The 11524-nt window shown below is 70.8% G+C and carries 6 protein-coding genes and 6 pseudogenes; 8 read left to right on the top strand and 4 right to left on the bottom strand.

The features are described from left to right. The 3 genes from PYS65_RS34855 to PYS65_RS34845 form a co-directional block, all read right to left on the bottom strand. On the bottom strand, window positions 1-489 hold a 489-nt coding region (locus PYS65_RS34855; protein WP_279338268.1), incomplete at its 3' end, for an AMP-binding protein. An 895-nt stretch (window positions 490-1384) separates the two neighbouring features. Next, window positions 1385-1774, bottom strand: a complete 390-nt coding sequence (locus tag PYS65_RS34850) for a hypothetical protein (RefSeq protein WP_279338267.1) — start codon at window positions 1772-1774, stop codon at window positions 1385-1387. Between the two features lie 117 nt (window positions 1775-1891). Then, a complete protein-coding gene (locus PYS65_RS34845) occupies window positions 1892-2200 on the bottom strand; it encodes a hypothetical protein (protein ID WP_279338266.1) in 309 nt (102 codons plus the stop codon). On the opposite strand from PYS65_RS34845, the pseudogene PYS65_RS34840 reads away from it, so the two are divergent. From PYS65_RS34840 to PYS65_RS35340, 4 genes and pseudogenes are all read left to right on the top strand, one after another. Next, window positions 2133-3527, top strand: a pseudogene (locus PYS65_RS34840) (histidine kinase); the annotation flags it as partial. The gene PYS65_RS34845 and the pseudogene PYS65_RS34840 overlap by 68 nt on opposite strands. Window positions 3528-3585: 58 nt before the next feature. Then, window positions 3586-3969, top strand: a complete 384-nt coding sequence (locus tag PYS65_RS34990) for a sensor histidine kinase (protein ID WP_341483727.1) — start codon at window positions 3586-3588, stop codon at window positions 3967-3969. A 73-nt stretch (window positions 3970-4042) separates the two neighbouring features. Continuing rightward, window positions 4043-4735, top strand: a pseudogene (locus tag PYS65_RS34835) (response regulator transcription factor). Between the two features lie 159 nt (window positions 4736-4894). Continuing rightward, window positions 4895-5068: pseudogene (locus tag PYS65_RS35340) on the top strand (hypothetical protein); the annotation flags it as partial. Between the two features lie 534 nt (window positions 5069-5602). Here PYS65_RS35340 and PYS65_RS34830 read toward each other — a convergent pair. Beyond that, window positions 5603-6050, bottom strand: a pseudogene (locus PYS65_RS34830) (IS701 family transposase); the annotation flags it as partial. 207 nt (window positions 6051-6257) lie between these two features. Here PYS65_RS34830 and PYS65_RS34825 point away from each other — a divergent pair. The 4 genes and pseudogenes from PYS65_RS34825 to tpg all read left to right on the top strand — a co-directional run bounded on the left by PYS65_RS34825 (window position 6258) and on the right by tpg (window position 11479). After that, window positions 6258-6662: a type II toxin-antitoxin system PemK/MazF family toxin gene (locus PYS65_RS34825; protein WP_279331635.1), complete on the top strand. Its 405-nt coding sequence runs from the start codon at window positions 6258-6260 to the stop codon at window positions 6660-6662. Between the two features lie 1070 nt (window positions 6663-7732). Further along, window positions 7733-8457, top strand: a pseudogene (locus tag PYS65_RS34820) (class I SAM-dependent methyltransferase). 213 nt (window positions 8458-8670) lie between these two features. Next, window positions 8671-10909, top strand: a pseudogene (gene tap / locus PYS65_RS34815) (telomere-associated protein Tap). 12 nt (window positions 10910-10921) lie between these two features. Further along, a complete protein-coding gene (gene tpg / locus PYS65_RS34810; RefSeq protein ID WP_279331633.1) occupies window positions 10922-11479 on the top strand; it encodes a telomere-protecting terminal protein Tpg in 558 nt (185 codons plus the stop codon). The last annotated feature ends 45 nt before the right edge of the window (window positions 11480-11524 follow it).

Genomic DNA, 11524 nt, shown 5'->3' with positions numbered 1-11524 from the left:
CACCACCACGATCAGCCCGGAGCGGGACAGCAGTCCCCGCCGATGCGTCAGCCGGGCCTCATCGGTGATGAGCACGCGCGCACCACAGTCCTCCAGCAGACGGGCCAACTCCGCCCCTGAGCTCCCGGGATCCAGCGGCACCCCCACCCCGCTCGCCCGGGTGACGGCGAGCAGGCTCTCGACCGCCTCGACACGGTTGCCGAGCAGGATGGCCGCACCCGTTCGCCCCGCGCCAGGCGAGCCCCGCCACATGTCGGCCAGCCGTCCGGTCCTGCATTCCAGGTCCCGGTAGGTCCGCCGCGTACGGCGGTCTGGAAGGCGACCTTCTCCCCCGAGGCGCCGGGCATGTTCCCGGAGCGACTCCGGCAGTGGCCTGAGGGTGTCCGTGTCCGTACCCACTCGTTCCGCCCCTTCCGTGGACTCCTGGGGAAAGATGGTGGCGCGGTTCGCCTGGTTCCCCTGCGGCAGTGGCACAGCGACCCTGCTCATTCCGTGGCGGAGGGCCCGGCCGCTGCTGAATACCTCATCCATACAGGTGGGAGCGGGTTTCGGGGTGCTGGCCGTGGCCGATCGAGTCGGCGGTGGGCGCGGCAGGATGATCGGTCGTTGCTGCGACTGGCGTACCTGGGTATGGCGAACGCGTTCGAGATGGGGTGCGGTCCTCTGAAGGGAAGGGTTGAGCTGGAAGAGCGCTGAACGGGGCTGTGTTCGGGGCCGTTCGTCTCTACCGTGGTAGCGGAGGAGGGATGGCGGATGGGCTCGCTGTTCGAGGAGTTGAAGCGCGCGAGGCAGCCGCGCATGTTCGTATGGTCCGGGTCGCCAGAGTCGCCGCCGGGGCCGAGGCGTGGGCAACGTCCACCCCGCCGACGCTGCGCTGTCGCCCTGCCGGCGGGCGGCACTCGACGGGATTACGGCGACTCCGCGGTGAAGGCCGAAGCCGTCCGCGGCTCGGAGCGGAAGCCGTCGCTGCGGCTGGACGCCGTCCTTGCCAACGAGACCTCGACTTCTGGCGCTACCACGCCGCCCGCGAACACGAACGCCTCTCCCTCGCACCCGACCAGCGGAACTACGCACGCACCGCCTGATCCCGGCGGTCGTTCGAAACGAACTGCACCCCACCGCCAGCCCTACTTGGGGCGACGGCGGCCGAGAGCGTGGGCGAGTTCGCCGACCGGCGCCAGCATGCGTCCGTCATCGCCCGCGCACCCACACAACCTCGCGCCCCGCTTCGAGCCGTGGACGCCGAGGTCATGTCGGGGGCACACCGGCCAGACCTGCCAGGTCTGTTCGAGCAGGCTCTCCTGATCATGGTCGTCGACTGGTCAGTGCCATGGTCGGGTCGTCGCACATGCTCGGCAGGATGTGGCCGCCCCGGTTGAGCCTTTCACCGTCGGCGAGGCGGACACCGGGCTCCCGCGGGGAACCAGTCCTCCAGACCTCGATCTTCCGGTTCGCCCTCGATCCCACGCGTGGGCAGGTCGCGGGCTATGATCCGCAGCGCGTCGCGCAACGTCTCCAAACGCTCGGGGGCGAGGTCGAAGCCCGGCTCGAAACCCACGTCGTCCAGGATGCGCCAGGCCAGGGCTGTCATCTCCGACCGTGGCACCTCGGCCGGATTCCGTTCGACGGCCTCCAGGACGGCGTCGGTGCGGTGGAACCAGTCGAGCAGTTCGCAGGCGAGGGCGACGACTTGCTGTGGGTCGAGATTGTCCTGACGCAGGCCGAGGTAGATCCTTCGCTTCAACTGTTCGGTATCCGCTTCGTACTCAGCCATGGCGTTGCTCACCGGCCCAGTGGCCCGACGCGGCGCGGTTCCCCGCCGCATGGTTTTCGGCATGCCGCCTGATGCACTCACCAGCGGAACTACGACCTCACCACTTGATCGCGGCCGTCACTCGAGAGGAACCGCACCCAACTCGGCTTCTACGTGGGCTGCCTGCACCTCCATCAGCGGCTTGCGGCCGAGCAGGAGCCGCTCTGCTTCCCCTTCCCCACAGCTCTGCCCGCTGGAGCGCCCGCCCTGAGCTGCCGCGGCCTCTACGACCCCCGCCTGAGTCTGCGCCGCAAGGAGCGGGTGGTCGGCAACGACGTCGACGCCGACGGGGTGCCACTGCTGGTGATCACCGGGGCCAATGCGGGCGGCAAATCCACGTTCCTGCGCAGCGTCGGGAGTGGCGCAGCTGATGATGCAGGCGGACATGTTCGTATCCGCCTACTCCTTCGCGGCGGACGTCCGTGCGTGGCTGTTCACGCACTTTTGGCGCGAGGAGGACGCGGAGATGGAGAGCGGCAAGCTGGACGAGGAGCTGTCCCGGATGAGCGGCATCGCGGACCTCGTGATGTCCGGGGCGATGGTGCTGTTCAACGAGTCCTTCGCGGCGACCAACGAGCGAGAGGGGGCCGAGATCGCCCGGCAGATCACCCGCGCCCTTCTCGATTCCGGCGTCAAGGTCCTGCTTGTCGCCCACCTATTCGACCTCGCCCACAGCCTCCACAAGAAGCCACCGGCAGAAGGCGCGGTGTTCCTGCGGGCCCAGCGGCAGGCGGACGGGAGCCACACCTCCCGACTGGAGGTGGGCGGGCCGCTGCCCACCGGCTTCGCCTGGATCTGTATCGCGGCGTCTTCAAAGAGCCCGCTCAGGCTCCGGGGCTTCGGGATCGAGCCTTGGCGTCGGGTATCGGCATTCGGCCGTCCTGTGCCGGGTCCTGGGGTGGTGGTGGGGCTGTGCGGGTTGTCGTTGTCATCGCCCGATCGGATGTCTCCGCGGTGGTGTTCGGTGTCGGCTGGGTCGGCGGTGTCCGGGTGTCGGTTCTACGGTGGTGGCATGGTGGTGATCAGCGGTTGGCGGCGGGGGGCGGGTGCTCCGCTCGGGACGCTGGATGTGCTGGGGCCGGTGGTGTTGTTCGTGCTGTCGGTGGCGGCGGCCTCCGTCATCCCGCAGGAGCACCGGGTGGCGGTCCGTCCGGCTGCTGTGGTGCTGGCGGGGGTCTGTTGTTTTGCGTTGTTGTGGCGTCGTCGTCACCCGTTCGGTGTCCTGGCCGTCGCGCTTGTGTGCGGGGTGGGTTTTCAGGTGCTCGGGGTGCGGGAGAGTCCGTTGGTGACGAGTCCGGTCATTGTGTCCGTCTACACCGTGGCGGTCCGGACCGACCGGCGGACGACGTGGGTGGTGGCGTCGGCGTCGGCCGCTCTGCTGGTGGGGGCGGGTGTGGTGTTCGGCTCCCGGTCATGGCTCGGGGACAACGTGGCGATGGTGGCCTGGACGGCGCTGCCTGCCGCGGTGGGGGACGGGGTGCGTTCGCGTCGCGCGTATGTGGCGGCGGTGGAGGAACGGGCGGAGTATGCGGAGCGGACGCGTGAGCAGGAGGCGCGGCAGCGGGTGGCGGCCGAGCGGATCCGGATCGCGCGCGAGTTGCATGATGTGGTCGCGCACCATATCGCCTTGATCAATGCGCAGGCCGGTGTTGCTGTTCACCTGGTGGAGCGGCGGCCGGAGCAGTTGGTGACCGCGTTGGAGGGCATCCGGGACACCAGTCGGTCCGCGCTGGAGGAACTCCGGGTGACCGTGGGTCTGCTGCGGCAGTCCGATGATCCGCGGCGCCGCGGGATCCGATGCCGGGTCTGGCGCAGGTGCCGGAGCTGCTGGCGTCCTTCGGGCGGGTGGGCCTGTCCGTCGGGTATACGCGGCGCGGTGTGGCCGGCCGCCGGCGCCGGCGGTGGATCTGGCCGCGTACCGCATCGTGCAGGAGGCCCTGACGAATGTGCGCAAGCACGCCGGGGCCGATCACGCCCGTCTCTGTCTGCACTACCGGCCCCAGTGGCTGACGGTCACGGTCGAGGACGACGGGTGTGCCCGGCCGGACAGGCCCCCTTCCGGGACCGGTCACGGGCTGATCGGGATGCGTGAGCGTGCGGCCAGCGTCGGGGGAAAGCTGGAGGCCGCGGCGCGTCCCGGCGGGGGTTCACCGTGACCGCCGAATCGCCGCTGCGGCCGGGTGCGGCCGTCGTGGCACCGGTCGGGCGGGACGCCGGGGAGGGATGGGCATGACGATCCGGGTACTGCTGGCCGATGACCAGGCCCTGCTGCGGGGCACTTTCAGGATGCTGTTCGATTCCGCCGACGACATGGAGACGGTGGCAGGCGTCCGACGGCCGGGAGGCGGTGGAGCTGGCGAGGGCGCGGCATCCGGATGTGATCCTGATGGACATCCGGATGCCGGAGATGGACGTGGCCGCCGCCACGCGGCTGATCGGTGAGGCGGGGGATCTCTCGGCGGTGAAGGTTTTGATCCTGACCACCTTCGAGGACGACGAGTACGTGGCGGAGGCTCTGCGGGCCGGGGCGAGCGGCTTTCTCGGCAAGGGCAGCTCGGCCCGGGGAGCTGTCGAGGCCGTCCGTACGGTGGGCCGCAGGGGACGCAAGGCCAGCCTGCGGCGACCCGGGGGCTGATCAGGCGGCTTCCTGGCGCAGCCGAACCGTGCACGGCGGCCGTGCACGAGCGGCTGGAGTGCTCGACGCGGCGGGAGCGCGATGTTCTGGGGCTTGTCGCGCTGGGACTGTCGAACGAGGAGATCGCCGAGCGTCTGTTCCTCAGCCCGTTGACGGCCAAGACCCATGTCAACCGGGCCATGACCAAGCTGGCCGTCCGTGACCGGGCCCAGCTGGTGGTCATCGCCTATCAGTGCGGTGTGGTCAGCCCGGTGACGGGGGCGGTTCGTCCTGCGGTGTCCGGGTGAGGCCGGCCCGGCCGCGGAGCGCGTCGCCCTGGCGGGAGCGCGTCGTGGCCCTGGCGTGGGTGGGGCTGTGGGTGGGTGGGCTGTCGGGTACTGCGGTCGTGGTGGTAGCCGGGAATTGCTGCGCGGGGACGATGCGCGGGGCCGTTGCCGGGCGATGGTGTGAGGTCATGGAACGGGAGCCGTGTACCGGTTGTGGCCGCCGGACACTGGCCCCGTGGACGGGGTGATCGCCACCCCTGCACGAAGGGACCTGCCATACCCACTGCCTCCCGGGATTGCCGCATCATCGGTGACCTGCTGGAAGGACACGCCCTCAACGTCCTGGACCCCGGGGAGACGAGCGCGGTCCGCGCCCATCTGGCGGCCTGTGCCGAGTGCCGGGACGAGCATCACTGTCTCGCGGCCGGCCGCGCACCTGTCCTGTCTTCGCAGGGGCCCCGGCGGACGGCCCGGGCCGCCGCGGGCGTCGTCCCTGTCCGGGGCGGCCGGGCTGCGGCCGTGGTTCGCGGCATCGTCGCCGCCGCACGGTGCGGCCCGAGGGGCTCCGGCCGCTTCGCTCACGCTGTCCCAGTGGGTGAGCCGGCTTGCCTGTGTCAGGTGAGCGGCCGGGCCGTGGGCGGGTCCGTCCGGGCGGCGCGTACTTGCGGTGTGCCGCCGGGCGGGCCGGGGGAGGGGGTTCACCGCGGACCGCGGCGGACGCCGGCGGTGCCTGGTGGTGTACCCGTCCAGGGGGGATCCTGTGTGCCCGGTGTGGGCCTCCCGCGCCGGGCGCCGCCGTCTCGTCGGGGCTGCCCGGTGCGGTGGTGGTCGCCCTGTCTCACGGGTGGCCGAGATGCGCTGCGAGCGGCCGGTGACCCGGCCGGAAGGGCCGGCGGCCCGGCGGCGGGCCGGGTCGCACGTCCACGAGCGCGGATACAGCTCACGGTCCACTGCCGCGTGTCCGCGGCGGCCCGCGTAGACGAGGTAGACGGCGACCTGGGGAGTTCTCGATCCCTCCCGGCGGTGCCGGTGTACGGCGCTGGACACCGACGGTGTGCGTGCCCTTTTTCACATCCCCGGTCTCATCGACCACCAGCACCGCATTCTTGTCCTGCGGGTGCTCCGGTACGTACTCACGCACGTCGTCGCGCACGGTGTCGGCATCCCGCCTGGCCCGGCCGAGCAGGTGCTGCATGCCGTCCGGATTCGCTTCCCCGGCCCACTCGGCGATGCTCCAGCAGTTCTTGCGCGGCAGGTCCGACAGCAGCCCCAGCACCAAGTCCCGCACCCGGCGCCGGGGTTCAACCCGCGCGAACCGGCCCGCTATCCGGCCCATCACGACCTCGAACGCCTCCTGCCAGCGGACAGGGCCTACGCTATGACCCGCGGCTACCGCATGATCTTCAGTCTTCACACACCGATGATCACCGGTGGCCGCACCCGTCTTCACCACCCCCTCGGTCACGACGTGCGAAGGCGGGGCCGCATCCGGTGTCCCGCTCGGCACGCAGCGTCCGCCCGCCGACTCGTACCAGGAGGACACATGCAACGCGGCGAAGTCTGGTGGGTCGACTTCGACGAGCGACGCCCGGTCGTGCTGCTGTCGGACGACGAGTCATCCGGGTTCCAGGTCATGCAGGTCGTTGCGCCGGCGGGCGTCGACATCAGCGGCCTGGGCGTTGAAGTGGCGATAGGCGCCCGGGAAGGGCTGCCCTTCGAAGGCGTGCTGCGGTTCGCGTTCCCGCGTCCAGGCTTTACTCCTTGCACCTGGCTGACCACTGTCGCCCGGGACGACCTGATCGAGCGGGCGGGCGTGTTGTCCTCCGCGAAGCTCAGCGAGGTTGGAGCCGCCCTCCATACCGCTGGGCAGAGGAGGGAGTGGACCCCGATGACGGCTGCCGGGCTCCGCGAGATCAAAGATGCCCGCCGTCTCGGAGGACTCGAGTAGCGGACGCCTCTGCTGCCCGGCTCGATCTCGTCGACGACCGACGGCGGCCCCCTCTCCACCGCCCTCCAGCAACAAGATCACGATCTACGGCTGGAGTATCAGGTGACAGCATCCCGAGCAGGTCCGAAGCCGGGCAGCAGTTGCAGCCGCTCCACGACGCGGCGCACCGGCTGGGCAAGCCGGTCGTTCTGGCGGCCGGGGCCTTTCTCGCGTACCTCAGGGGAAGCGTTCTGGAGGTCCCCCGCCGGGATTCTTCAGTCGCTGGCTTCGGGGCGCCCTGACCGTTTTTCTTGCCGCTTTCCTTGTTGCCGTGCCTTTGGACGGCCGGGGCGTGCGGTCACAGCTGGAGTCGCTCGCCGGAGGTCTGGCCGCCTCGGGGCTACGGGCGAGCTGACCAAGATGGCGGTGAAGAGACTCAGCAAGTACTGCGAGGACAGGGTCATCTGCAAAGAGCCGCATCCATCTCCGGAGCTCGTCAAAGAGGCTGTGGAGAACCTGCTGCAGGACCTGCCGCAGCTACGCACGCGTTTGTGCACCGCAAGCAGGGACAGGTACGGAGACTGCGGCCGGCTCGTAGCAGAAGCCGACCTCAGGGTGGACGTAGGCCTGGCCGCGCCGTCCTGAGCTGTGTCCTGGCCACCCGGTCAGACCCGCTGGGGGCGTTCGTGTGCCTCCCCATGACGCTTCTGGCTTATCGGGGTCTCACCAAACTCCGCGAGGCCAACGACCTGCCGGTACTGGCGGTCGTCACCGGGCTCGTGAAGTCGCCCCGGTTCGAGGAATACGTCGACGCTCTTGGCCCCGACTGGCGTGAATCCGCACCTGGTCATCAGCAGTCCCGTCGACGGCGGGTTCGCCGGGGCCGAACGGCCAGACCCGCCGGACGCCAGGAGTGCGCCGGGGCTCGGTGTCCAGTAACCGGTCGGTTCGTGAACAGAGGCCGGCCCGGCGGCTCGGGAGCATCTGTCCTGCGACAGCGAAGATTGATCGGCACGGAGCGCCGATGCCGCGGGGGGACCGTCGGCGAACTCGGCAGCTGTCCGGGCCCGGCTCCGCATACGTTCAACCGCATGGCTGACGACTGCTTCGCGCATCCACGACTCGCCGCGATCTACGATCCGCTCGACCCCGACCGCAGCGACCTCGACGCGTACCTGGAGATGGCGGAGGAGTTCGAGGCGCAACGAGTACTGGACATCGGCTGCGGCACAGGGGTGTTCGCACTTCTCCTGGCCGACCGCGGGATCGAGGTCGTCGGCGTGGATCCCGCCCGGGCGTCCCTCGACGTCGCCCGGGCCAAGCCGGGCAGTGAGCGTGTGCGCTGGATCTGCGGTGACGCGACAGACCTCCCACCGCTGCAGGTCGACCTCGCGACGATGACAGCGAACGTCGCCCAGGCCATCGCTGATCCGCCGGCATGGCACAAGACGCTGGAGGGAGCCCGCGAAGCACTGCGGCCCGGCGGGCAGCTGGTCTCGAGACGCGCGATCCGGCCAGACGCGCCTGAAAAGAGTGGACCCGCGAGAACTCCTACCGTGTGACCGAGATCCCCGGTGTCGGCTCCGTCGAGAGCTGGGTTCGGCCGCTCGAGGCGAGCCGGCCTCTGGTGACGTTCCGCCGGACCGACAGGTTCGCAGTGGACGGACAGGTGCTGACGTCGGATTCGACGCTGCGTTTCCGCGGGCGGGAGGAGGTCGGGCGGGATCTGGTCGCGCGTGGAGACGTGGTGGAGGAGGTTCGCGATGCGCCCGATCGCCCAGGAAGGGAGTTTGTCTTCCTGGCGCGACGTCCGTGATCTCCGGTGCCCCACTCCACTCAACCTTCGGTGAGAAACCCCAGTGGCCACCGATCTTCGGCGGCCACGCTCGACCCTCGCTGCGCGAGGTCGGCCCAGGACACCGCTTGAAACGTCACGTCACCCGCCGATCGCAGTCCGTACGCAGTTCGTACGGTGAAAGTACGCGATCCTTACGGTTCACGGGGTAGGGTGCCGGTCAGGAGGTGTTCCATGTCCGAGCTGTTCGACGCGGTCGACGCACTGGTCGCGTCCCGCTCTCCGCTGCCGCCGGCGAAGGAGCGCAAGCGACTGCGTACCGCGCACGGCCTGACACTGGACGAGGTGGCCGCCGCGCTGAAGGTGCGCCGTGCCACGGTGAGCGCCTGGGAGTCCGGCAAGACCGAGCCCCGCCCGCCGGAGCGTGAGGCGTACGCGCGGCTGCTCACGCAGCTCGCGGAGCTCTACCCCGCCCCGGTCGACACGGCCGCGCCCGTCCAAGACACTGCCGTGCCGCCGCGTTCACCGCGACGCCCGCCCCGGCGGAGAGCAGACTCTGTCCACAGGCCCGGCATCCGACGCTGCGGACATGACCGCAACCGAGAACACCCAGACCAGCCCCGCCCTCGTCGCCGCTGCTCCGGCGGCCGCGCCGCGTCCGGCGCGCACCACCGGGCCGCCGTCGACGCCGTGCCGCCCGGGCACGCGGAAGACGGCCCCGGCCGGCACCCCGGCGGGCGGCGCCGACGCGCGCTTCGAGAACGGGCCGCTCGCGGTCGTCGACGTCGAGGACGGGCAGGTGCTGGCGTACTGCACCGGCGGCCTGGTCCTGAACGTGCCCGCCAGGTCCCTCCCGTCCCTGGTCGACTGGACGCTCACGGAGGCACGGCTCGGGCAGCCGAAGCTGTCCGGGCCGGGCAAGGACGCCGACCCACTGCTCGTGCTCACCGAGGCTGCCCTGGAGCGCTACGGCCTGCCGCCGCCCTCACCGATGAGGAGCGGCTCGCCGGGCGGATCCCCGAGGGCCATAAGGTCATCAAGCAACTGGCCCGTGCCGACTGGAAGCTCACCAAGCGCGGGTTCGGGCCGTGGGCGCGGATCTACCGCCCCGCGCAGGCTCGGAGCGGGCCTGCGTCCAGCTGTGCATCCCGTCCTGGCACGCGCTCGACACCCGCCACTGGGGCGGGGCCGGACAGCTGCCGCCGGCGGACCTCGCCCACGTGCTGGGCGTGTACGCGTCGCAGGTGATGACGCCGCGCGGCTCCACCGCCGTCACCGGCCTGGAGCTGATGACCGCGCTGCACCCGCCGACCCGGGCCTCCGAGCCCGACGCCGACGGCAAGCGGCACTCCGAGCACCACCCCAACAGCCTGGGCAAGGACCCGGTCGACCCGGCGCCGTGCGAGGCCCCGGACGGGCACCCGCTCCTGGCGGACCTGCCGCGCTTTCACGTGCGCGGCCCGGCGGAGAAGCTCTTCGAGGAGGCCTACGACTGGGCACGCCCGATGACCGATGCCGAATGCCTGCGCCGCCACCTGGTCGGCATCGACGTGAACATGGCCTTCGCCGCCGCGCCAACGGCCTGAACGTCGGCCTCGGCGCGCCGACGCACGTCACCCACCCGGTGTTCGATCCGAAGCTGCCCGGCAGCTGGCTGGTGGACCTGTCCCACGTCGACCTGTCCCGCGTGAAGGTCGGCAAGGACACGTGGACGGAGCTGGACGCCGGCCTGCTGCCCAGCCCGTTCACGCCCACGGGCGAGCGCCCCAAGGGCCCGGCCTGGTATGCGACACCCACCGTCGCCTACGCGGCGGAGCTGGGCTACGAGGTGCGCCCGATCGAGGCGTGGGTGCGGTACGAGAACGGCCGCTACCTGGACGGCTGGTACCAGCGGCTGCGCGACGCCTACCTGGCCACGATGGCCGACCTCGGCGTGCACGCGGACCTCTCCCCGGCCGACTTCCTGGCGGCCATGGACGGCCACAAGCAGCGCGACCCCCAGCTGGCGATCGTCGTCTCGGCGATCAAGGCCACGGTCAAGGGCGGCCTGGGCAAGCTCCGCGAGCGCCCGCGCGGCGAGGGCTGGCGGCCCGGCGAGCCGTGGCGCGCGCTGTCCCGCCCCACCTGGCGGCCGGACATCCGCGCGGCGGTCATCTCCCGCACCCGCATCAACCTGCACCGCAAGATCGTCAAGCACGCGGCGTTCACCGGCCACTACCCGGTCGCGATCCTGTCCGACTGCGTCGTCTACGCCACCGACGGCACCAGCCCGCTGGACTTCCTGCCCTACCGGGACGGCAAGCCGCTGCCCGGCGGCTTCAAGCTCGGCATCAACCCCGGCCTGGTCAAGCACGAGGGCACCCAGACCGTCCTGTGGGGCGAGGAGATCCGCGACCGGTTCGACGCGCCGGAGCTCAACCTCGCCCGCTACATCAAGGACGGCACCGTCACCGACGTCGACAACGGAGAGTAGGAGAGAGCGACGATGAGCCTGTTCGGGGACGGCCTGGACGCCGCGGTGCACAAGGCGTTCACCCGCCCGGCTCCCAAGAGCGCGCCCGCGCAGATGCGCTACCTGGTCAAGCAGATGGGAGGCACCAAGCCGGTCGCCCAGATGCTGCGCATCTCCCAGCGCACCGTCGAGCGGTACGTGAAGGACCAGATCAAAAAGCCCCGTCCGGAGCTCGCCGCGCGCCTGGAGCGCGAGGTGAAGAAGCGGTGGCAGCCGCAGATCCGGGCGAAGGCCCGGCAGAAGGCGGCGACCACCGGCGGCATCGTCATCGACACCCGCGCCCGCCTCGGCTACACCGCGCCGATCGGGTCGACGGACCAGGACCGCATCCGGCACCTGACCATCGCCCTGCCCCCGCGCTACGCCGCCCGCCTCTTCGAGGCCCAGGAGGCCGGGGCCGGCGACGCCCGACTCCAGGAGATCGCCGCCGAAGCCCTCAAGGAGGTGTACTTCCAGGACGGCGGACGCCGCGCCGGAAGCCTGGAGGAGGTCCGCTTCACGGACATCGAGCACCTGGAGTTCGACCTGTAGCAACCGCGCCCCGAACCGTGCGTGAGCCCCGGGGCGACCGAGCAC

It is taken from the genome of Streptomyces cathayae, assembly GCF_029760955.1.
GTDB classification, from domain to species: domain Bacteria; phylum Actinomycetota; class Actinomycetes; order Streptomycetales; family Streptomycetaceae; genus Streptomyces; species Streptomyces cathayae.
This window is presented reverse-complemented; position numbering and strand designations above follow the sequence as displayed.